25 protein-coding genes are annotated in these 22196 nt (G+C 63.0%); 10 read left to right on the top strand and 15 right to left on the bottom strand.

The features are described from left to right. Window positions 1-173 precede the first annotated feature (173 nt). The 9 genes from AC0L24_RS15620 to AC0L24_RS15660 all read right to left on the bottom strand — a co-directional run bounded on the left by AC0L24_RS15620 (window position 174) and on the right by AC0L24_RS15660 (window position 8842). Complete coding sequence (locus tag AC0L24_RS15620) at window positions 174-1265, bottom strand: 3-deoxy-7-phosphoheptulonate synthase (protein ID WP_127808289.1); 1092 nt, start codon at window positions 1263-1265, stop codon at window positions 174-176. 530 nt (window positions 1266-1795) lie between these two features. After that, entirely contained in the window at window positions 1796-2218 is a 423-nt protein-coding gene (locus AC0L24_RS15625) for a type II toxin-antitoxin system VapC family toxin (protein WP_127808288.1), read from the bottom strand. Further along, window positions 2215-2481: a type II toxin-antitoxin system Phd/YefM family antitoxin gene (locus AC0L24_RS15630; RefSeq protein ID WP_127808287.1), complete on the bottom strand. Its 267-nt coding sequence runs from the start codon at window positions 2479-2481 to the stop codon at window positions 2215-2217. Before AC0L24_RS15630 ends, AC0L24_RS15625 begins: the two co-directional genes overlap by 4 nt. Before the next feature lie 191 nt (window positions 2482-2672). Next, entirely contained in the window at window positions 2673-3467 is a 795-nt protein-coding gene (locus AC0L24_RS15635; RefSeq protein WP_127382806.1) for an SDR family oxidoreductase, read from the bottom strand. A gap of 32 nt (window positions 3468-3499) precedes the next feature. Then, window positions 3500-4495 (bottom strand): inositol 2-dehydrogenase, encoded by a 996-nt coding sequence (gene iolG / locus AC0L24_RS15640; protein WP_027039991.1) that lies wholly within the window; start codon window positions 4493-4495, stop codon window positions 3500-3502. Between the two features lie 112 nt (window positions 4496-4607). Next, on the bottom strand, window positions 4608-5375 hold the full coding sequence (locus AC0L24_RS15645; protein WP_023810655.1) for an ATP-binding cassette domain-containing protein: 768 nt from the start codon (window positions 5373-5375) through the stop codon (window positions 4608-4610). Window positions 5376-5377: 2 nt separating this feature from the next. Next, the gene (locus AC0L24_RS15650) at window positions 5378-6454 is read right to left on the bottom strand and encodes an ABC transporter permease (protein WP_127808286.1); all 1077 of its coding nucleotides are present in this window, start codon (window positions 6452-6454) and stop codon (window positions 5378-5380) included. 112 nt (window positions 6455-6566) lie between these two features. Further along, a complete protein-coding gene (locus AC0L24_RS15655) occupies window positions 6567-7508 on the bottom strand; it encodes a sugar ABC transporter substrate-binding protein (protein WP_127808285.1) in 942 nt (313 codons plus the stop codon). A gap of 302 nt (window positions 7509-7810) precedes the next feature. Then, on the bottom strand, window positions 7811-8842 hold the full coding sequence (locus AC0L24_RS15660) for a LacI family DNA-binding transcriptional regulator (RefSeq protein WP_023810652.1): 1032 nt from the start codon (window positions 8840-8842) through the stop codon (window positions 7811-7813). Window positions 8843-9011: 169 nt separating this feature from the next. Between AC0L24_RS15660 and AC0L24_RS15665 the strand changes: the two genes are divergently transcribed. The 3 genes from AC0L24_RS15665 to AC0L24_RS15675 all read left to right on the top strand — a co-directional run bounded on the left by AC0L24_RS15665 (window position 9012) and on the right by AC0L24_RS15675 (window position 11749). Then, entirely contained in the window at window positions 9012-10103 is a 1092-nt protein-coding gene (locus tag AC0L24_RS15665; RefSeq protein WP_127808284.1) for a fatty acid desaturase family protein, read from the top strand. Window positions 10104-10199: 96 nt separating this feature from the next. Then, on the top strand, window positions 10200-10514 hold the full coding sequence (locus tag AC0L24_RS15670; RefSeq protein WP_027161041.1) for a Rieske (2Fe-2S) protein: 315 nt from the start codon (window positions 10200-10202) through the stop codon (window positions 10512-10514). Beyond that, window positions 10511-11749 (top strand): NAD(P)/FAD-dependent oxidoreductase, encoded by a 1239-nt coding sequence (locus AC0L24_RS15675; RefSeq protein ID WP_164873732.1) that lies wholly within the window; start codon window positions 10511-10513, stop codon window positions 11747-11749. Before AC0L24_RS15670 ends, AC0L24_RS15675 begins: the two co-directional genes overlap by 4 nt. A 246-nt stretch (window positions 11750-11995) precedes the next feature. Here the strand turns inward: AC0L24_RS15675 and AC0L24_RS15680 are convergent, their stop codons facing one another. The 6 genes from AC0L24_RS15680 to hslV form a co-directional block, all read right to left on the bottom strand. Next, the gene (locus AC0L24_RS15680) at window positions 11996-12955 is read right to left on the bottom strand and encodes a DUF1402 family protein (RefSeq protein ID WP_127808283.1); all 960 of its coding nucleotides are present in this window, start codon (window positions 12953-12955) and stop codon (window positions 11996-11998) included. Between the two features lie 231 nt (window positions 12956-13186). Beyond that, a complete protein-coding gene (hslU, locus tag AC0L24_RS15685; protein ID WP_127808282.1) occupies window positions 13187-14497 on the bottom strand; it encodes an ATP-dependent protease ATPase subunit HslU in 1311 nt (436 codons plus the stop codon). Between the two features lie 4 nt (window positions 14498-14501). After that, the gene (locus AC0L24_RS15690; RefSeq protein WP_127808281.1) at window positions 14502-15101 is read right to left on the bottom strand and encodes a DUF2585 domain-containing protein; all 600 of its coding nucleotides are present in this window, start codon (window positions 15099-15101) and stop codon (window positions 14502-14504) included. 52 nt (window positions 15102-15153) lie between these two features. After that, complete coding sequence (locus AC0L24_RS15695) at window positions 15154-16314, bottom strand: hypothetical protein (protein ID WP_164873731.1); 1161 nt, start codon at window positions 16312-16314, stop codon at window positions 15154-15156. Continuing rightward, window positions 16311-16823 carry a GNAT family N-acetyltransferase gene (locus AC0L24_RS15700; RefSeq protein WP_127270633.1) on the bottom strand — a complete coding sequence of 171 codons (513 nt, stop codon included), beginning with the start codon at window positions 16821-16823 and terminating at the stop codon, window positions 16311-16313. The genes AC0L24_RS15695 and AC0L24_RS15700 overlap by 4 nt, the downstream gene beginning before the upstream one ends. 71 nt (window positions 16824-16894) lie before the next feature. Next, entirely contained in the window at window positions 16895-17446 is a 552-nt protein-coding gene (gene hslV, locus AC0L24_RS15705; RefSeq protein WP_127266874.1) for an ATP-dependent protease subunit HslV, read from the bottom strand. Between the two features lie 227 nt (window positions 17447-17673). On the opposite strand from hslV, the gene hisB reads away from it, so the two are divergent. The 7 genes from hisB to hisF all read left to right on the top strand — a co-directional run bounded on the left by hisB (window position 17674) and on the right by hisF (window position 22155). Then, window positions 17674-18273 (top strand): imidazoleglycerol-phosphate dehydratase HisB, encoded by a 600-nt coding sequence (hisB, locus tag AC0L24_RS15710; protein WP_127808280.1) that lies wholly within the window; start codon window positions 17674-17676, stop codon window positions 18271-18273. Window positions 18274-18277: 4 nt separating this feature from the next. Continuing rightward, on the top strand, window positions 18278-18754 hold the full coding sequence (locus AC0L24_RS15715) for a DUF2628 domain-containing protein (protein WP_127808279.1): 477 nt from the start codon (window positions 18278-18280) through the stop codon (window positions 18752-18754). 1 nt (window position 18755) lies between these two features. Then, window positions 18756-19406, top strand: coding sequence for an imidazole glycerol phosphate synthase subunit HisH (gene hisH / locus AC0L24_RS15720; protein WP_127320231.1), 651 nt, complete (start codon window positions 18756-18758; stop codon window positions 19404-19406). A gap of 86 nt (window positions 19407-19492) precedes the next feature. Continuing rightward, window positions 19493-19783, top strand: a complete 291-nt coding sequence (locus AC0L24_RS15725) for a DUF1330 domain-containing protein (protein ID WP_127380294.1) — start codon at window positions 19493-19495, stop codon at window positions 19781-19783. Between the two features lie 4 nt (window positions 19784-19787). Continuing rightward, window positions 19788-20531, top strand: a complete 744-nt coding sequence (gene hisA, locus AC0L24_RS15730; protein WP_127808278.1) for a 1-(5-phosphoribosyl)-5-[(5-phosphoribosylamino)methylideneamino]imidazole-4-carboxamide isomerase — start codon at window positions 19788-19790, stop codon at window positions 20529-20531. Continuing rightward, window positions 20528-21364: an arginase family protein gene (locus tag AC0L24_RS15735; RefSeq protein ID WP_127808277.1), complete on the top strand. Its 837-nt coding sequence runs from the start codon at window positions 20528-20530 to the stop codon at window positions 21362-21364. The genes hisA and AC0L24_RS15735 overlap by 4 nt, the downstream gene beginning before the upstream one ends. Further along, entirely contained in the window at window positions 21361-22155 is a 795-nt protein-coding gene (gene hisF, locus AC0L24_RS15740; protein ID WP_164873921.1) for an imidazole glycerol phosphate synthase subunit HisF, read from the top strand. The genes AC0L24_RS15735 and hisF overlap by 4 nt, the downstream gene beginning before the upstream one ends. Window positions 22156-22196 lie beyond the last annotated feature (41 nt).

Genomic DNA, 22196 nt, shown 5'->3' on the forward strand with positions numbered 1-22196 from the left:
ACCCCTAACCCCTCCCCACAAGGGGGAGGGAGACTCCCGCCGGCGCTGACAATGGCAAACTGCCGAGGCTTTCAGACGTCAAGATTCGAGTAGGAGTGCGCGGCAGCGTTCCCTCCCCCTTGTGGGGAGGGTTAGGGTGGGGGTCGTGCCGGGCAAAGGCCGGCAATAGTGGCTCAAGCGGCTCCCTGCCGGTTGTCGATCATGGCGCGGCGTGCCGAGCGGCGCCACTCGACGGCGCCGGCAAGGCCGTGCAGCACCGTCTCGGTGGTCGCCCAGTCGATGCAGCCATCGGTGATGCTCTGGCCATAGAGCAGCCGCTTGCCCGGCACCACGTCCTGCCGGCCGGCGACGAGATTGCTCTCGATCATCAGGCCGATGATGCGCTCGTCGCCTGCCGCGACCTGGCCGGCGACATCTGCCGCGACCTTGGGCTGGTTCTCGGGCTTCTTGGCCGAGTTGGCGTGGCTGACATCGATCATCAGCCTGGGCGCAATGCCGATGCGGGCGAGTTCCACAGCGGCGGCTTCGACGCTCGCCGCGTCATAGTTGGGCTGAACGCCGCCGCGCAGGATGACGTGGCAGTCCTCATTGCCGGTGGTCGTGGCGATGCCGCTGCGTCCGCCCTTGGTCACCGCCATGAAATGATGCGGCTGGGCGGCCGATTTCACCGCCTCGGCGGCGATGCGCAGATTGCCGTCGGTGCCGTTCTTGAAGCCGACCGGGCAGGAGAGGCCCGAGGCGAGTTCGCGATGGATCTGGCTCTCGGTCGTGCGCGCGCCGATCGCGCCCCAGGCGACCAGGTCGGCAATGTATTGCGGCGTGGTCATGTCGAGGAATTCGGTCGCCGCCGGCAGGCCGAGATTGTTGACGGCCGACAGCACATTGCGCGCCATTCGCAGCCCCTTGTCGATGTTGAAGCTGCCGTCGAGGTCGGGATCGTTGATCAGGCCTTTCCAGCCGACCGTCGTGCGCGGTTTCTCGAAATAGACCCGCATCACGATCTCCAGCCGGTCCGACAGGCTCTCGCGCAGCGCCGCCAGACGGCTGGCATAGTCGACGGCCGCGACCGGATCGTGGATCGAACACGGGCCGACAATGACGAGCAGCCGGTCGTCGGTGCCGTTCAGGATGGCATGGGTTGCGTTGCGCGATGCGCTGACGGTGCGCGTCGCCGTCAAAGTGCGCGGGATCTCCCGCATCACCTCGTCCGGCGTACTCAGTTCTCGGATTTCCTTGACCCGGAGGTCGTCTGTGGTGGTCAACACGGCTTTCTGCTCCTGTCGAGAGCATGATGCCGAAAAGTGTGAAGCGGTTTCGGACGACATCATGCTCCTCTTTGATTTAGAGGGAACCTGCCGGCTGAAACAAAAAAGCCGCCAGGTATGGCGGCTGTTCGGATCTTGTTGCTGCAATCTTCAGATCGAGCGCAATCCTCCCGCCGCCAGCGAGCTCCTAAAGTACCAATATGTGGCGGTCAGGTTGATCATGAGGCTCATATAGTCGATGCGGAGGCGCTTGTCACGTGCCCTGATTGGAGACAATTCGGGATTGGCCGAAGCCTCCCCGCCTTCGTCATCCACGGGCGGAGCAGGAGCGTAGCTCCGTCGCGGAGACCCGAGGATCCATGCCGCGACCTTGACCATAGAGTGCAGCGGAGCAGAATTCTGCACCGTGGCGCGCACTCGGAAGTCGCGGCATGGATCCTCGGGTCTGCGCCGCGTCGCTACGCTCCTTGCTCCGCCCGTGGATGACGAAGTGATGGTGTTTCCGATGCAGACATACGCCGCCGAGCGCTTCATGCAGTCCAGGGATCAAAAAGTTCAATTCCAAAACCTTCGAAATCCTTCGTATTGCGTGTTGCCAAGGTAAGCTCCTGCGCAATCGCCGTGGCTGCGATCAGGCCGTCCATCGACGACAGGCCGCGACCGCTGCGTTTTGCAAGGCCCATCAAGTCGCCCCAGGCCAAGGCAACCGGTTCGTCCACCGGAAGAACCCTCTGCTCGAAGCGCTGCGGCAGGTCCCGAGCAAGCCACTCGGCCAGGGCCTCACGTTTCCGACCCTCATCCATGAGGGCGACTCCGCGCCGGATCTCGGCGATCGACACGACGCTGATGAAGGAGCGGTCCTCATCAAGCCGATCCAGCCAGTTCAGAACGCGTGCGTCCGGCGCCGGTCGTGTCACTTCAGACAGGACATTCGTATCGAGCAGAAGCCTCACAGCGGCAGATCACGCGGTTCGTCGCGCTGACGCTCAAGGTTGATATCGGCGCCGCGCAGCGGCGACTCCAGCAGGAACTCCGCAAGCGTACCCTTGCGCGCGGTCTTGCGCTGCCATTCCTCGGCCGAGACGACAACCACGCTTGGTTTGCCGTTTCTGGTGATCGTCTGCGGCGAAGACTGCGCGCGCTCGATAACCTCCGAGAGCCGGGCTTTTGCCCCGGCGACCGTCCAATTGGTATTCTCTTTGGGCGCAGACAGCATTGCGACCTCCATGACCAGTCTGACTATCTTGACTATATGGGAGTGGTGATGCGGCGGCAACAGGGGAAGGGAGGGCTTTCAGAGCTCGGGTCCCTTGGCGATTTTTGGTCTGGAGCCGGTCACGCTGGCGAGGGCAAGCTCGGCCAAGGCTTGGCCGAGCTGCTTCTGGACGAGAGGCTATTCGGCTGACCCTATTCCGGAGACGACCCCGCAATGCTCTGGTCATAGTCGACCAGCGATCCGGTCATGACGCCGGACTGCGGGCTGACCATGTAGCTGATCAGCCGCGCCAACTGGTCCGGCTTCACCAATTGCCCCATCGGCTGTGCGGCTTCGGCCTTTGCCAGCCAGTCGTCCGGCGCATCGTGCCATTTCTTCTGCACGATGTCCTCGCCCTCCGTGTCCATCCAGCCCGGCAGCACCGCATTGCAGCGGATGCGGTTGTGACGATAGGCGTTGGCGACGTTCTTGGTCAGCGTCATCAGCGCGCCCTTGCTGGTCGAATAGGGCGTCAGGAACGACTGGCCGGTATGCGCCGACATCGACAGCACGTTGACGATCGAGCCTGGTGCCTTCTTTTCCAGGAGATGCGCCACCACGCCTTGCATCAGGAAAAACGGGCCGCGCACATTGGTGTCGAAGATGGTGTCGAAAAGCTCCTCGGAGGTTTCGACCAGCGAACCGCGCGCCGATGTCGCGGCGGCGTTGACCAGGGCGTTGATGGTGCCGAAATGCGAGATCGCGGTGGCGACCGCCCGCTTGCAGTCGGCCACTTTAGAGACGTCGGCGCTGATGAAGATCGCGTCGACGCCGGCTCTCCTGAAATGGGCGACGGCCTTGTCGCCCTTCTCCTGCGAACGGCCGATGAGCGCCAGTGCCCGGCAACCTTCCTCGGCCAGAGCTTCGGCGACGGCAAAGCCGATCCCCTGGGCGCCACCTGTGACGATGGCGCGCGTCTTCGAATTGCGATCGGCGGATGTGCTCATCGCTCGGCTCCCTGTACCCTAGTTTCCGGTTCTTACTTGTCGAGACGGACGGTCTTGCCGGTCGTTGCTGATTTCAGCGCCGCGTCGGCCAGCTTCAGCGCCACCAGCCCATCCGCACCGCTCGGCGACGCTTTCTTGCCCGAGGTCGCGGCCGTGATGAACGCGGCGATCTCAATGGCGTAGGCGTCGAGATAGCGGGTCATGAAGAAGTCGTGCAGCGGCGGGCGGGTATAGCCCTTCTCGTTGGCCAGTTCGATCGACACCGGGCGCTGGTTCTCGGCCGCGACCATGCCTTTCGAGCCATGCACCTCGATGCGCTGGTCGTAGCCATAGGTGGCGCGGCGCGAGTTGGAGATGACCGCCTGCTTGCCGGAAGCGGTTTCCAGGATGACGCTGACGCTATCGAAATCGCCGGCAGCACCGATCTTCTTGTCGACCAGCACCGAGGCATGGGCGCTGACCGCCACGACCTCTTCGCCGAGCAGGAAGCGCGCCATGTCGAAATCATGGATGGTCATGTCGCGAAAAATGCCGCCCGAACGCTTGATGTAGTCGATCGGTGGCGCGCCGGGATCGCGCGAGGTGATGGTGACCATCTCGACGGTGCCGATGGCGCCGTCGTCAATCGCCTTGCGTACGGCGGCGAAATGCGGATCGAAGCGGCGGTTGAAGCCGACCATCAGCGTCGCCTTGGTCTTCTCGACCACGGCCAGGCACTTCTCGACGCGCTTGACGTTGAGGTCGATCGGCTTCTCGCAGAAGATCGCCTTGCCGGCCTTGGCGAAGCGCTCGATCAGATCGGCATGGGTGTCGGTCGGCGTGCAGATGACGACGGCGTCGATATCACCGGCTTTCTCGATATCCTCGATGCTGCGCACCTCGGCGCCATAGGCGCTCGCCAGCTCTTTGGCGGCCTTCTCGAACGCATCGGCAACGGCAACCAGTTTGGCCTGCGGGTTGGAGCCGACGGCGCGGGCGTGGACCTTGCCGATGCGGCCGGCACCGAGGAGAGCGAAGCGAACGGTCATGGGTATTTCCTCTAGGGGATGGGTTTGAGAGAGTTGTGTCCGCACCTTCCCTGAGGAAGGGGGCAAGATTACTTCACGCACGCATACCTTAAAACAGGGTGATCATCCTGTTTTAGGCCGCGAGTTCCGCCTCTCCGGTCTTGGCGCCGGTGATGTAGGAGACGATGTCGTTTCCGTCGGTGTTCTCCTTGCGCAGATTGGCGACGATGCGGCCGCGCCGGAACACGACGATACGGTCGCAGAGATCGAACACCTGGCGCATATTGTGGCTGATCAGGATCAGCGGCTCGCCATTGTCCTTGAGCGTACGGACGATGTTTTCGACCTGCGCGGTCTCCTGCACGCCAAGGGCAGCCGTTGGCTCGTCCATGATGATCAGCTTGGAGGCGAAAGTCGCCGTCCGGGCGATCGCCACGCACTGACGCTGGCCGCCCGACATGTGGCGGATGGTGTTGGACAGATTGGGGATCTTCACCGCCGTGCGGACGAGCGCCGCCTCGGTCGCCTTGCGCATGTATTTGCGGTCCAGGATCGAGAACGGGCCGAGGTTGAACAACACCTTCTCGCGGCCGAGGAACAGGTTCGAAGGCACGTCGAGATCGTCGGCCAGCGCCAGGTTCTGGAACACGGTCTCGATGCCCGCCGTGCGGGCTTCGATCGGCCCGGCAAAATTCACCTCCTTGCCGTCGAACCAGATCTGGCCGCTGGTGCGTTGCTCGACGCCGGTGATCTGGCGCACGAAGGTCGATTTGCCGGCGCCGTTGTCGCCCATGATGGCGACATGCTCGCCCTTGCGCAGTTCGAAATTCGCGCCTTCCAGCGCGTGCACGCCGCCATAGCGCTTGGTCAGGTTTTCAGTCTTCAGGACGATGTCTGACATGGTCATGCCCTCATTGCCCGCAGGCGTTGGCGCCACTGGTCGAGAACCACCGCACCGACGATGATCACGCCCTTGACCATCTCCTGGTAGTAGGCGTCGAGGCGCAGGAAGGTGAAGCCGGAGATGATGACGCCGAAGATCAGCGAGCCGATCACCGTGCCGATGATCGAGCCGCGGCCGCCCGACAGGGAGACGCCGCCGATGACCGCCATGGCGATGGCGTCGAGCTCGTACATCACGCCCATGCCGGACTGCGCGGTCAGGTTCTTGGAGCTCAGCACCACGGCGGCGAGCGCGGCGAGAATGCCGGCGATGACGTAGACCAGGATCTTGTGGTTGGCGATCTTGATGCCGGACATGCGCGCGGCGTCCTCGTTGGAGCCGATCGCGTAACAGTGCTTGCCGTACCTGGTGTAGGTCATGATCAGCTGGAACAGGATGGCCAGCGACAGGAAGATGACGACGGGCATCAGGCCTTTGCCGATGCCGGCGAAACTCTCGGTGGGAAACGAGATCGGCTGGCCCTTGGACCACCATTTGGCGATGCCGCGCGCGGTCACCATCATGCCGAGCGTGGCGATGAACGGCGGAATGCGCGTGTAGGCGATCAGCGCGCCATTGACCAGGCCGGCGAACAGGCCGCAGGCGATCGCCACCAGCAGCGGCACGATGACAGGCAGGTCGGTCCAGCCTTGCGCCAGGAACATCGCCTTGGGATTGGGGTTGCCGTTGACCGTCGCCACCTGGGCGAAGCTCATGGCGATCATGGCGGTCGCGCCGACGATCGAGCCCGAGGACAGGTCGATGCCGCCGGTGATGATCACTTGCGTCACACCGATGGCGATGATGCCGACGATCGACACCTGCAGGATGATGATCTGCAGGCGCGCTTCGTTGAAGATGCCGCCGACGTCGCTGCGTGTGTTGAACAGGAAGCTGTCGCCGAGAAAAATGCGGCCGATCAGTTCGAAGATGACGACGAGAATGACCAGTGCCAGGAAAACATTGAACTCGGCCGGCCATGTGCGCTTCTTCGCATCAAAACCGACGCCGCCCACGCCATGAGATGTCTGTGCCACGTATTCTGTCCTCCATCAGCCGCGGTCGCCCTCGCGCCTGCGGCGCTGAGGGAGAGAGGGGAGCGGCGCTGTCTTGGTCGAGAGCGCCGCTCCGTATCGAACCGTTGGCGGCTCAGTTCTTCTTCAGGAACTTGTCGATGTTGGCTGGCGTCACCAGCTGGAAGGGCACGTAGACCTTGTGCTCGACCTTTTCGCCCTTGGAGAGCTTGAGCGCCGCATCGAGAGCGCCGGCGCCCTGGCCGGCGGCGTCCTGGAACACGGTTACGTCGAGGTCGCCCGCCTGCATGGCCGCCAGCGCGTCCTGGGTGGCATCGACGCCGCCGACGACAACCGCCTTCATGTCGATGTTGCCGGCCTTCATCGCCTGGATGGCGCCGATGGCGCTTTCGTCATTGTTGGCGATGACGCCGTCGAACGGCTTGCCGGTCGACAGCCAGTTGGTCATCAGGTTCTGCGCCTCGTCGCGGTTCCAGTTCGACGTCTGCTTGTCGATGATCTTGATGAAGCTGCACTCCGGCGTCGCGATCACGTCGTCGATGTCCTTGGTGCGCTGCACGGCGGCCTGGTTGGAAAGCTCGCCCATGATCACATAGACATTGGCTTCCTTCTTGCCGGCTTCCTTGAACAGGCGGCAGACTTCCTTGGTCTCGAGCGTGCCGGAATCGGCTTCGTTCGAGGCGACGAAGGCCTGGTTGTCGGGCAGCGTGTCGACATTGACCGGCTCGCGGTTGACATAGACCAGCGGGATCTTGGCTGCGGCGGCTGCGTCCGACATCGCCTGCGTGGCCGAAGTGTCGACCGGGTTGACGATGATGGCATCGACGCCCGAGGCGGCGAAGTTCTTGATCTGGTCAAGCTGCTTGGCAACGTCGTTCTGCGCGTCCTCGACCTGCAGCTCGACGCCGCTCATGCCCTTGGCCTGCTCGATCATGCCGTTGCGCAGCACGGTCAGGAAGTTGTCGTCGAACTTGGCCATCGACACGCCAACCTTGGCGGCCAGGGCGGATGAGCTCATCAGCGCCGCGAAGGCGACGCCCAAAATCAATTTCTTCATTGTGTTTCTCCTCCACATATTGGTGTCCGGTTTCACCGATTTATCCGGAATCCCCGATCTCCCCGGGGAATCTCTCCCTGATGTCTCTTCTGTTCCGGGTGACGCCTGCCTCCTGGCTGGAACGTCAAACCCTCCGTTTGAAACAGATATTACGGAACGAAAGAACCAAAATACACAGATGATGAAATATTTATTCCATTTCACATCGGGGCGTCAAGGGCGATTCCGCGGCCTGCGGGCCGATTTACGCCTCGCTCTGATGGATTCTATCATTTGCCTCGGCGGCCTTGCGCGGCGGCGGGCTAGATGTTTTCCGGCAGATAGATGTCGAAGGGCAGGAAGGTCTGGCCCGGAGCGTTGGCGGCGCCGGTCTCGATGGCATGCGCCATCAGGTCGACAAGCTCACGGCACAAAGCGGCGAGCGGGGTCGAGATCACCATGGTGAGGATGTTGTCGGCGAGTGCCGCGCGTGATTCGGCGTTGATCTCGTTGCAGACGACCACCGGCATGGTCGCGGGCTTCGCTGCCCGCAGCGCCGAGACCGCGCCTTCCATGCCGCCGCCGGCGACGTAGCAGCCGGCAAGATCCGGATAACGCGCCAGAAGATCGATCATCGCGTCATGGGTCACCTGGTTGGCTTCCAGATTGACCAGCGTTTCAAGCACGCTGAACTCCGGCGCGTGCTCGCGGAAGAAGGAGCGAAAGCCGATCTCGCGCAGCTCATGGCCGTGGAAGCGGTGGCTGCCGACGAAGAGGGCGACCTTGCCGGGCCGCTTGGCTGCCTTGGAGATCATCCATGCGGCGGTGCGCCCGACCTTGCGGTTGTCGAGGCCGATATAGCCTTCCCGGATGCCGGCGGCAAAGTCGGACAGCACGGAAAAGACCGGCTGCCCTCTCGCCTTCAAGGTTTCCACGACCGCTGTCAGGGTCGGATGGTCCGGACCGACAACGGCGATGGCCCTCGATTTCGCCGCCAGCCTGCGCATCTGGGAGGCGATCTCGTCGGGAGCCAGGGAGCTGGCGAAATCGATGGTCGCAACGCCACGGAAGCGTTGCGATTGCGAGATGGCCAGTTCGAGTTCCCGCGCGAAGTCGCCGTAAAAGGCATCATTGCCCCGCAGCAGCAGGAAGCCCAGCCGGTACTCCGGCAATTCCTGGCGCATGCGCTGCTTGATAAGGCCGGCGGCGTGATAGCCGATATCGGTAGCGGTCTCGTAGACGCGGCGCGCTGTCTCTTCGCGCACCGGCAGCCGGTTGTTCAGCACGCGGTCGACGGTGGCGACACTGACGCCCGAGATGCGCGCCAGATCTGATATTGTCGGCCGCTTCACCATGCTTGCCTCGTCGGGTTTGCTTGAGCCTTCGTACATCATCCTGATGGGAAATGATAGAAACTATCTTTGTGATGTTGAGTCCATCATCGGTCGGCGTTACTTTGATGCTCGAAGCCAAAGGATTTCATGGCATTCGCTCTGGCGGATGCCTTTGCCGAGGGAGGCAATCATGTCCACTGCGCCGTCCCGGCGTGACTACAGCCTGATCGGCCGCGATGCCAAGCTCGCCGTCGAGACCGGCCTGTCGGCGGCCGAGTGGTATCACACCGAGGTACCGCGCAAGCAGATGAAGGAGCTGATGCAGCGCTCCGACGGGCCGGCGATCCGCGATACGGCAATCTGGTTCGCCGCGCTGATCGTCAGCGGCGCCGGCGGCGCCTGGTTCTGGGGCACATGGTGGTGCGTGCCGTTCTTCTTCGTCTATGGCGTGCTCTACGGCTCCTCGACGGATTCACGCTGGCACGAATGCGGCCACGGCACCGCCTTCCGGACGCAGTGGATGAACGATGCCGTCTATCAGATCGCCTGCTTCATGATCATGCGCAATCCGGTGACCTGGCGCTGGAGCCACACGCGCCACCACACCGACACCGTCATCGTGGGCCGCGATCCGGAAATCTCGGTCATGCGGCCGCCTGATCTGGTTCGCGCCATGCTGGGCTTCGTCGGTGTGCTCGATGCCTGGCATGCGATGTCAGACATGCTGCGCAACGCCGCCGGCACCGTCAGCGCCGCCGAAAAGGCCTTCATTCCCGAACAGGAACAGCCCAAGGCGATCCGCGTCGCCCGCATCTGGACGGCGATCTATGCCGCCACCGTCGGGCTGGCGCTCTACACCGGTTCGTTCCTGCCGCTGATGCTGGTCGGCCTGCCCAGGCTCTACGGCGCCTGGCACCATGTCATGGTCGGGCTGCTGCAGCATGGCGGCCTAGCCGACAATGTCACCGACCACAGACTGAACAGCCGCACCGTCTACATGAACCCGATCAGCCGCTTCATCTACTGGAACATGAACTACCATGTCGAGCATCACATGTTCCCGATGGTGCCCTATCATGCGCTGCCGAGGCTGCACGAACTGATCAAGCACGACCTGCCGGAACCGACACCGTCGATCCTGGCCGGCTATCGCGAGATGATCCCTGTCTTCCTGCGCCAGCTGCGCAACGAGGACTATTTCCTCAAGCGCGAGCTGCCGCCGACCGCACGGCCATATCGCGAAGAATTCCACAACGACACTATCGCCGCCGCGGCGGAATGATCGTGCTTCCATCTGGTTTAGAGTGTTTATTTTAACGCAATTCCGGGCGGAAAACCGCTGCGCACTTTTCCTGGATTTGCTTTGGGGAGGACTTGAATGAGCGACTGGGTCGAGGCCTGCGCCACCGGCGACATAGACGAGGAGGATGTGATGCGCTTCGACCATGGCGGCCGCACCTTCGCCATCTATCGCAGCCCCGACGACGAGTTCTTCGCCACCGACGGCCTCTGCACGCATGAAAAGGTGCACCTGGCCGACGGGCTGGTGATGGACGACATCATCGAATGTCCCAAGCACAATGGCCGCTTCAACTACAAGACAGGGGATGCCCGCGGCGCGCCGGTCTGCGTCAATCTGAAGACCTATCCGGTCAAGGTTGATGCCGGCAAAGTCCTGATCCAGATCGGATGACTGACATGGCGCGGGGAATGGTCATCATCGGCGCCGGCGAATGCGGCGGGCGGGCGGCATTGGCGCTGCGCGACCTCGATTATCAGGGGCCGGTGACGCTGGTCGGCGATGAGCCGCATCTGCCCTATGAGCGCCCGCCGCTGTCCAAGGAGGCGATGGCCAGCGATGCGCCAGAGATCAAGGCGATCGCCAGCGACGCCATTCTGGCCGAGAAATCGATCCGGCATATCCATTCCGTCCAGGCCGTGGCGATCGATCCGGCGGCGCATGCGGTGCGCCTGTCGGACGGATCGGTCCTGCCTTACGACAAGCTCCTGCTGGCAACGGGTTCGATGCCGCGCAAGCTGCCGATGCCCGGCCTTGGCGCGCACTGCGTCTATCTCAGGACCTTCGCCGACGCGCTCGCCATTCGCGCGCATCTTACCCCCGGCAACCGTATCGCCATCATCGGCGGCGGTTTCATCGGCCTCGAACTCGCCGCCGCGGCACGCAAGCTAGGCGCTGCGGTCACCGTTATCGAGGCGCAGCCGCGCATCCTGATGCGCGGCGTGCCGGCGGAGATCGCCGAAATCATCCATGACGCGCATGTCGCCGAGGGCGTTGATACTCTGTGCGGGGATGGCATCGCGTCCATCGCCGACGACGGCAACAAGGTGCGCATAGCGCTTGCCGGCGGCCGGGAAATCGTCGCCGACCTCGCGATCATCGGCATCGGCGCCGTGCCGGTGACCGGGCTTGCGGCCGAAGCCGGCCTGGCGATCGACAACGGCATTGCAGTCGATGCCGAGCTGCGCAGCAGCGATCCCGACATCTTTGCCGCCGGCGATTGCTGCTCGTTTCCGCTCGCCGTCTATGGCGGCCGCCGCGTCCGGCTGGAAGCCTGGCGCAACGCCCAGGAACAGGGCGCGCTGGCGGCCAGGAACATGCTCGGCGCCGGCGAGGCGCATGCGTCGGTGCCGTGGTTCTGGTCGGATCAATATGGTCTGTCCCTGCAGATCGCCGGGCTCGCCGACGAAGGCAGCAGCACCGTGCGCCGCGACCTCGGCGACGGCGCTTTCATCCTCTTCCATCTGGCCCAAGACGGCAGGCTGGTGGCCGCCAGCGGCATCGGCCCCGGCAACGCGGTCGCCCGCGATATCAGGCTGGCCGAAATACTGATCGGCAAGCACGCGAAACCGGCGCCGGAAGCGCTGGGATCACAGGCGGTCAAGCTGAAGTCGCTGCTGGCGGCTTGAGCCGTCACGCCAATTGCCGACGTCTGCGCCGCCCCTCATCTGCCTGCCGGCATCTTCTCCCCGTATAGTGACGGGGAGAAGGGCGCTATCATCGCCGGTTTCGCCAATCACCAGCATCGCAAGAAGGGCGCCGAGGTTGCGGCCAGCCCCTTTCTCCCCGTCACTATACGGGGAGAAATGTCCGGCAGGACAATGAGGGGCGGCGCAGGCGTCGGCAAATTAACGTCAGCGCGCCTGAACCCCAGCCTAAAACAGCGCCTTCAGCTCCGCCAATTTGTCATTCACCAGCCAGCCATAGTAATTCTCTTCCGGCAGCTTTTCCGGCTCGCCGGCGGCGCGGCGCCTGTCGTTCTCCGCCTTCAGCGCGTCGGCGCGCTGCTCCGGATTGCCGACATTGTAGAGCGTGGCCGTGACCCCCGGATTGCCCGAAATGTCGAAGCCGGCAATGCTTTTATAGGCATCGATCGATTTCCGGATCGTCGCGGCGACGTAGGGCAGCGTCAGGTCGGGATCCATGATGGTCTTGTAGACCGAATTGGGATCGCCGACGTCGAGCTTCGGCAGGCCGGAAACCTTGTGCACCAGATCGCTCATCTGCAGGGCGGTCAGCGGGTTGAGCTGGCCGAGGCCGAAGGTCTGGCCGGCATAATAGGGCTGGAAGAAGGTGGCACCGAAGCGGTCGTCGGGAAAGTTCGTCCCGCCGACGCTCTTGCCGCGAAACGAACGGTTCCACACCTGTTCGCGGCATTCCCACAGATCGTAGCTGTCGGACATTGGGGCGCATTTCTTGAATTCCGGCCGCTGCACGAAATCGGTGATGTCCTCGCCGTCATAGGCGAAGGAAAGCTTGCTGGAGAGATAGGAGATCGCCTTGACGTAGTAGGTCTGCAGCCGGTCATAGGCATCGACATTGTAGGTGTGCTCGCCGACGATGGCGCCGACGATGTGCAGGGGATCAATGCCGTAGGTGGCTGCTGCCTTTTTGATCTTGCCGCGCAATTCGGCGTCGTTCTGCAGCAGGGCGTAGACCTTGCGGTACTTTGCCTGGAAGCTGGTGTTGGTCGCCTGCGTTCGCCGGCTGGAGGCACCCGGAATGTCGGGCTGCACGGCATTGCGATTTCCCGGCGGCACCAATGTCGCTGCCTCGGCGGCGAACAGCGTCGCCGCCAGCGTCAAGCCGAGAATGACCAGGATCAATTTTTTCATGCACCCGCCGCCCAAGCAATTCCAGGAAAAGTGTGAAACGGTTTCCCGGAATTGCGTCAACCAAGAGATCGAGAATTGCCGCGCAAACTAGGTAAAGCTCTTGGTCGAGTCGAGAGCGCCCCTTCACCCGGCACTACGAAAGGTGGCCAGATGGTACCATCTGGCCACACATGATTTTGCTTGCCGGAAAATGTTGCCTGGACCGGCGCCGGAACGTTCCGGCGCCGTCGTTTAAAGGATGAACCGCGACAGGTCGGTATTCCTGGACAGGTCGCCGACATGCTTCTCCACATAGGCGGCATCGATGGTGACTGATGTGCCGTTGCGGTCGGGCGCATCGTAGGAGATTTCGTCCAGCACCCGCTCCATCACCGTCTGCAACCGCCTTGCGCCGATGTTCTCGACGCTGGCGTTGAGGTCGACGGCGATGCCGGCCAGCGAATCGATAGCGTCGACGGTGAAGGTCAGCTCGACGCCCTCGGTCTTCATCAGAGCGATATACTGCTTGATCAGGCTCGCCTCGGTCTCGGTCAGGATGCGGACGAAATCGTCCTTCTCCAGCGCCCGCAATTCGACGCGGATCGGCAGGCGGCCCTGCAGCTCCGGCAAAAGGTCGGACGGCTTGGAGACGTGGAAGGCGCCGGAAGCGATGAACAGGATATGATCCGTCTTCAACGGCCCGTATTTGGTCGCCACCGTGGTGCCCTCGACCAGCGGCAGCAGGTCGCGCTGCACGCCTTCGCGGGACGGACCGCCCGAAATGTCGGATCTCGCCGCTATCTTGTCGATCTCGTCGAGGAAGACGATGCCGTCATTCTCCGCGGCATCGAGCGCCCGGCGCACGACTTCGTCCTGATCGAGCAGCTTGTCGGACTCGTCATTGACCAGCAGGTCGTAGGACTCCTTGACCGTCGTCTTGCGCATCTTGGTCTTCTTGCCGCCCATCGCCTTCGACAGCATGTCGTTGATGTTGAGCACACCGATATTGGCGCCCGGCATGCCGGGGATTTCGAAGCCGGGCATGCCGCCATTGCCGGTGTCGGCAACCTCGACCTCGATCTCCTTGTCGTCGAGCTCGCCGTCGCGCAGCTTCTTGCGGAAACTATCGCGGGTGGCCGGGCTCGCCGTCTTGCCGACCAGCGCTTCCAGCACGCGTTCCTCGGCGTTGACGTGGGCGCGCGCCTTGACGTCTTCGCGCATCTTCTCGCGCACCAGGCCGATGGCGATCTCGACCAGATCGCGGATGATCTGCTCGACATCGCGGCCGACATAGCCGACCTCGGTGAACTTGGTCGCCTCGACCTTGACGAAAGGCGCACCGGCGAGCCGCGCCAGGCGGCGCGAGATTTCGGTCTTGCCGACGCCGGTTGGCCCGATCATCAGGATGTTCTTCGGCATCACCTCTTCGCGCATCTGGCCTTCCAGCTGCTGGCGGCGCCAGCGGTTGCGCAAGGCGATGGCCACGGCGCGCTTGGCGTCCTTCTGGCCGATGATGAAACGGTCGAGTTCCGAAACGATTTCGCGGGGAGAAAATGTGCTCATATCACTAGATTCCACTTTGCCACTGCTTGATGGCCTCGAACGGATGCAGCAGCATGATCACGTTGAGTGTCAGATTGTCCCGGATGAGATAGCCGGTACCGAGTTCGAAGATGATGGCGAGGCTGACGATCACCCATATAGGTAGCCTTCGCGCCATCACAAATCCCAGCACCATGGCCAGAGTGTCCGACACCGAATTGATGATGCTGTCGCCGTAATAGTCGAGCGAGATGGTGCCGGCGCGGTAGCGCTCGATGATGAATGGGCTGTTTTCGAGCAGCTCCCAACCGCCTTCGATGAAGACGGCGAACGCCAGTCTCAAGCCGATCGGCGAACGCGGGAACAGGAATCTTGCCAGCGCATAGAACAGGAAGCCATGGATGATGTGTGAAAACGTATACCAGTCCGAAATGTGCTGGGAATTCTCCGAACTCTGCACGACGCCTTGCCAGAGCTTGACGTAGCCGCAGGTGCAGATCGGCGTTCGCCCCATGCCGTAGAGCGCCCCGGCCTGGAAGATGACCAGGGCAAGCACCAGCAGAAGCCCCATTCGCCAGCTGTCTTCATAGGCCGAATAGCTGTTCTCCGCGGTCGGTGTCGTCATCGGTTCATTCCCCCTCGTTTCGCGTCGCCGTGTCGATCATCACAAAGCCTTGTCACGCCTTCAGCGGCGGTAGCCGGCGGATCACGGCCGCCGGCAAGGTGGGTTTGACCACAAACCGCCGGATACGCTGCCAGCCAGCCCCGAACAGAATGATCAGCGCGCCAACAACGACCAGGATCAAGGCAAAAGGCGGGATGCCCGTCGAATCGGAGGCGGAATTCACCAGATAATAGATGCCCAGCGAGCCGAAGTAAGCCAATGTCGGAACCAGAAGCGAACGGCGGTCGATGGCAAGCGCGACATAGAGGAAGCCAAGGATCAGTATCGTCAGCATGATGGTTGCATTGGCATCCGGCGCGATATGTCCGAATACGACGTTCTGGCCGGTTGCCATGATGAAGAGCGGATGCACCAGCATAGGCGCCGAGACGACATGCAGCCAGAAAGCGCAATCGGACCAGATCTTGCGTCGATCCCTATCGTAAATGTCAAAAGCTACACCCGTTGCGAACACGATCAGGCCGCAGATCAGCGGCATGTAAAGTGCCGCGCGGAGCAATTCGGGAACATCCTCCATACGCGGTGGCGCAATCGCACCCGCTGTCACGCTGTCATACAGGATTATCGCCGTTTGCAGGAAGGCAAGCAGTGTAAAAGCGATGGCGATAGCCCCGGCAATGATGGGGACGCGAAAACGCCAGAAATAGATCGCCGCCGCGATTATTCCTCCGCCCAGGAACAGATATCCGGCCTGGGACGCCGTCTGGCGCAACGCCAATAGCTGCCAGATAGTCTCCGGCTTGCGTATGCCGAAGCTGGCCTCCACCTGTAGCGCCAGAGCGGCCAGAATGGCGGCCATGAAAATCAGGGCAAGCACGGACGACGATAATTTCATCCGGTGCTGACGCGTGACGATTTCGGCGAGCCCCCAGGCGAAAACCGCGAGGATGCCTGCGATCCAGAATGTCTGACCTGGAAGCAAGGTGGTCAGGACAAAGAAGAAGCCGGCGCTGAGCAGAACGGTTCCCACGGTGACGAACAGATCGTTGCCGCCGCCTACCAGCCGCAGGTTTTCCTCGTCACCCTCGTCATCGGCGCGCCTGGCCTCGGGGGCGAGAGCGACCGCACGTTCCATGGCCTCCAACTGATCGCGCAGGGTCTGCGAGATCAAACCTTTCGCGACTGCCTTGTCGAGGGTTTCGGCGCTGATCAATTGGGCTCCTGCGTCGCGTCGCGCGCCATCATCAAGGCCGGCCCGTACTCCGATGTTCTGGTGTCAAAGGCAACAAAGCCAGCCTTTTCATAGGCACGGATCGCCCTGACATTGGCGGGATCCGGATCGATGATGACGCGCGGAACACCTTCCTCGAAAAGCTGTTCGACGAACTGGCGCACGATTGCCGAGCCATGGCCGCGCCCGAGCAACTCCGGCACGCCGATCGACACGTCTATGCCGAGCGTGCCGAACGGCTGGTCGGCATAGGGATGGTCGTCTTCCAGATGCGGGTCGTAGCTCTGCAGATAGGCGATCGGCTTGCCGTCGAGCTCGACGATCAGCGGCTCGACCGAAATCGAGTCGATGTGCTCGCGAATGCCGGCGATTTCCGTCTCCGGATCGTCCCACCACTCTGCAACATGCGGCTCGGCGAGCCAGCCGGCGATCATCGGCAGGTCTTTTTCCGTCACCGGCCGAAAGTCGTAGCTATCTTCTTGTTCGGCCATGATCTCTGGACGAACGGAACCGTTCGTCCGAGAAAACCGGTTTCCACTTTTCGGGGTCATGGCCGGCCTTTTCAGCCGACCTCGAGCGTTTCGACGACGAAATTGTTGTTGGTGTAGACGCAGATGTCGGATGCGATCTGCATCGCCTTGCGGGCGATCTCCTCGGCATCCTTGTCGCTGTCCATCAGCGCGCGGGCCGCGGCCAGCGCGTAGTTGCCGCCCGAACCGATGGCCATGACGCCGAATTCGGGTTCGAGCACGTCGCCGGTGCCGGTCAGCGCCAGCGATACCGACTTGTCGGCCACCAGCATCATCGCCTCGAGCCGGCGCAGATAGCGGTCGGTGCGCCAGTCCTTGGCTAGTTCGACGCAGGCGCGCGTCAGCTGGTCTGGATATTGTTCGAGCTTGGCTTCGAGCCGCTCCAGCAGCGTGAAGGCGTCGGCGGTGGCGCCGGCGAACCCGGCGATCACATTGCCGCCCTTGCCGATGCGGCGCACCTTCTTGGCGTTGCCCTTCATGATGGTCTGGCCAAGGCTGACCTGGCCGTCGCCGGCGATCACCACCTTGTTGCCCTTGCGCACCGTCACGATGGTCGTGGCGTGCATGGTCAGATTATCGGACATTTTCTGGCTCCGAGCAGCGCCATCCCGATAAGGCGATCGGCGCGGTACGAGTGACTTGATCGGCCATATGTATGCATGGGACCGATGATTGCAAACCGCTGGATAGCGGCCGGGTTCGCAACTGGCAATCGCCGGATCATGCTGCTAGAAGGCTTTCGTTTTCAAGCCTGCGAGGGCTTGAACCTCTGAGCCGGTCACGATGTGAACCTCTGGACAAGGATAGAGTGATGCCGCCCCGCGCCGCCGAAGTCAGCCGCAAGACCAAGGAAACCGAGATTGCCGTCTCGGCCCATGTCGACGGCACCGGAAAATCGGACATTTCGACGGGCGTCGGCTTCTTTGACCATATGCTGGACCAACTGGCGCGCCATTCCCTGATCGACATGACGGTCAGGGCCAAAGGCGACCTGCATATCGACGATCATCACACCGTCGAGGACACCGGCATCGCGCTTGGCCAGGCGCTGGCCAAGGCACTGGGCGAGCGGCGCGGCATCATGCGCTATGCCTCGATCGACCTTGCCATGGACGAGACACTGACGCGCGCTGCGATCGACGTGTCCGGCCGTCCCTTCCTGGTCTGGAACGTTTCCTTCTCGTCGCCGAAGATCGGTACTTTCGACACCGAGCTGGTGCGCGAATTCTTCCAGGCGCTGGCGCAGAATGCCGGCATCACGCTGCATGTCACCAATCACTATGGCGCCAACAACCATCACATCGCCGAGACCTGCTTCAAGGCGGTGGCGCGCGCGCTGCGCGCGGCTCTCGAACGCGATCCGCGCCAGCCGGATGCGGTTCCCTCCACCAAGGGATCGTTGAAGGGATAAGGCCATGGCCACCTATGTCGTGATGGAACCGCCAGGCCGCAGCGAGAGGGCCGATGCCACGGCCTTTGTCCGCGATGGCTTCACCTGGCTGGGCCTCCTGGTGCCGCCGCTATGGTTCGCCTGGCATCGGCTGTGGATCGAGGCAGCGCTTGCCTTCGTCGTCATGGGCCTGCTTTCGATGCTGGGCCAGAAGCTCGGCCTTGGTCTGACCGGCTCGCTGCTGTCACTGTTGGTTTCGCTCTATGTCGGACTGGAAGGGCAAGGCCTGCGCATCGCGGCACTTCGCCGGCGCGGTTGGCACGAATGGGGCGCGGTCGAAGCCGGTTGGCTCGACGACGCCGACACACGCTATGCGCTGGAAGCGGAAGCGCTTGCCGATGAGGTTGTGCCGGCGCCGCGTATGGTCCCCGATGCTGCCCTCGCGCGGCCAGCGCAGCCGGGCATGGCGCTGGGGCTGACCCACATTCCGGGAAGAAGCTGACATGCGGGTTGCGATCATCGACTACGGCTCGGGCAATTTGCGCTCGGCCACCAAGGCTTTCGAGCGCGCCGCGCGCGAAGCCGGCATATCGGCCGATATCGACCTGACCGCAGATGCCGAGCGGGTGCGCACGGCCGATCGCATCGTCCTGCCCGGCGTCGGCGCCTATGCCGACTGCGCCTCCGGCCTGCAGGCCGTCGAAGGCATGTGGGAAGCCGTCGAGGAGGTTGCGATCGTCAAGGGCCGGCCGTTCCTCGGCATCTGCGTCGGCATGCAGCTGATGTCGCAGCGCGGCCTCGAAAAGACGATTACCAAGGGCTTCGGCTGGATATCGGGCGACGTGAAGGAGATCATGCCTTCCGATCCGGCGCTGAAGATCCCGCAGATCGGCTGGAACACGATCGAGCTCAAGCGCCAGCATCCGCTGTTTGCCGGCATACCGACTGGCGCAAGCGGGCTGCATGCCTATTTCGTGCATTCCTATCATCTCGATGCGGGCAAGGCGGACGAGGTTCTGGCGGTTGCCGACTATGGCGGCCCGGTGACGGCGGCCGTCGCCCGCGACAATCTTGTCGGCACGCAGTTCCACCCGGAAAAGAGCCAGGCGCTCGGCCTCGCGCTGATCACTAATTTCCTGCGCTGGAGGCCCTAGAGCATGATCCCGAAAAGTGGACCCCGGTTTCTCGGACAAACGGTTCCCGTTTGTCCGGAGATCATGCTCGAGCAGAGGGATAGACCATGAGCAAGAAGGGCTACTGGATGGCGATGGTCGAGGTGACCGATCCGGAAAATTATCCGCTATACATTGCCGCCAACAAAGCGGCTTTCGACAAATATGGCGCAAAGTTCCTGACCCGCGGCGGTCAGTCGTCGAGCCCGGAAGGGCCATCGGGCAATCGCCATGTCATCATCGAGTTCGAGAGCTATGCGGTCGCACTCGCCTGCTTCCATTCGCCTGAATACCAGGTGGCGCTGAAATTCCGACGCCTCTATTCGACATCCCATTTCGCCATTGTGGAAGGCGCCTGAACGGATGATCCTTTTCCCGGCGATAGATCTCAAGGACGGCCAGTGCGTGCGCCTCAGGCATGGCGACATGGCGACCGCGACCATCTACAACGATGATCCTGCCGCGCAGGCGCGGGCCTTCGAGCAACAGGGTTTCGAATGGCTGCATGTCGTCGACCTCAACGGCGCCTTCCAGGGCCAGAGCGTCAACAGTGCGGCGGTCGGCGCCATCCTCAAGGCAACGAAGAACCCGGTGCAGCTCGGCGGCGGCATCCGCACGCTGGCGCAGATCGAGGACTGGCTCGATCGCGGCCTGGCCCGGGTCATCCTCGGCACGGTGGCGGTGCGTGACCCGGACCTTGTCAAACAGGCCTGCAAGGCGTTTCCGGGCAAGGTCGCCGTCGGCATCGACGCCAAGGGCGGCAAGGTCGCCGTCGAGGGCTGGGCCGAGGCGTCGAGCCTCGGCGTCATCGAACTGGCGAGGAAGTTCGAGGGCGCCGGCGTCGCTGCCATCATCTACACCGACATCGACCGCGACGGCGTTTTGACCGGCATCAACTGGGACGCCACCATCGACCTCGCCGATGCCGTGTCGATCCCGGTCATCGCGTCGGGCGGCCTCGCCTCGATCGCCGACATCGTGCGCATGACCATGCCCGATGCGCAAAAGCTCGAAGGCGCGATCTCCGGCCGCGCGCTCTATGACGGCCGCATCGAACCGGCCGAGGCCCTGGCGATCCTGCAGGGCAGGGCGGAGACGCGGACGTGAAAATCTCCATTATCCTGGCCTCCTATGACAGCGGCCACTACCATGGCGGCATGGGCCAGGGGCCGGACGCGCTGGTCTCGGGCGGGCTCGTCGACGCCCTGACGATGGCTGGCCACGATGTGATGGTCGAGGATATCGGCAAGGTTGGAGATGCCCAGGAGCGTGAAATCGCCACCGGCTTTGCCGTCTGCAACGCGGTTGCGAGCGAGGTTCGCCTTGCCCGCGACGCCGGTCGGTTTCCCATCGTCCTTGCCGGAAACTGCCTGACCAGCGCCGGCGCGGTCGCCGGCGAAGACGCCGATGCGATCATCTGGGCCGACCAGCATGGCGACCTCAACACGCCCGAGACATCCACATATGGCTTTCTCGACGGCATGGCGCTGGCGACCGTGCTCGGCCTGTGCTGGCGGCCGATGGCGTCGGCCATTCCGGGCTTCAAGCCGATCGATCCGTCACGCTGCGTGCTCGTCAACGCGCGCGATCTCGATCCGGCGGAAAAACAGCTTCTCGAGACATTGCCGATCGTGCGGACGGAATGCTCCGGGGTGGCCCAGGCGGCCGAAAGACTGATGGTCGCCGGCGCCAGACGCGTGCACATGCATCTCGATATGGACGTGCACGATCCCCGGGAGCTGCAGGCCAACCGCTATATCACTTCGGGCGGGCCGAGCCCGGAACAGTTGCGCGATGCCACGTGCGCCATGGCGCTGGCGGTGCCGATCGTCGGCATCACCGTCTCCGCCTACGACCCGGCCTTCGACGCCCAGGCCGATGTTCCGCCGCTGGTCGGCCAGTTGCTGAACGATCTCATCGCCACGATAGAGGGTCGCTGATGCTGAAAGCCCGTGTCATCCCCTGTCTCGACGTCAAGAGCGGCCGTGTCGTCAAGGGCGTCAACTTCGTCGATCTCGTCGACGCCGGCGATCCGGTCGAGGCGGCCAAGGCCTATGACGCGGCCGGCGCCGACGAACTCTGCTTCCTCGACATCACGGCTTCGTCGGACAATCGAGAGACCATCTTCGACGTCATCGCACGCACCGCCGAACAATGTTTCATGCCGCTGACCGTTGGCGGCGGCGTGCGCCAGGTGGCCGATATCAGGAAGCTGCTCTTGGCCGGCGCCGACAAGGTGTCGATCAACACGGCCGCGGTGAAGAACCCGGATTTCGTCGCCGAGGCCGCTGACAAGTTCGGCAACCAGTGCATCGTCGTCGCCATCGACGCCAAGAAGGTGTCGGGCACCAGTGAGACCGACCGCTGGGAGATCTTCACCCATGGCGGCCGCGAAAAGACCGGCATCGATGCGGTCGAGTTCGCCCGGAAAATGGTCGATCGCGGCGCCGGCGAGATCCTGCTGACCTCGATGGATCGGGACGGCACCAAGGCCGGCTACGACATCGCGCTGACCCGCGCGATATCAGACGCCGTGCGTGCGCCGGTGATCGCCTCCGGCGGCGTCGGCACGCTCGACCACATGGTCGAAGGCATTCGCGACGGCCATGCCGGCGCGGTGCTGGCGGCGTCCATCTTCCATTTCGGCACCTACACGATAGCGCAGGCCAAGGCGCATATGGCCGCCGCGGGGCTGCCGATGCGGCTGGACTCTGTGAATAATCGGCCCTAAAGCATGATCCCGAAAAGTGGGAACCGGTTTTCGGAAAAGAT

The sequence above is a fragment of the Mesorhizobium sp. WSM4809 genome, from assembly GCF_055811655.1.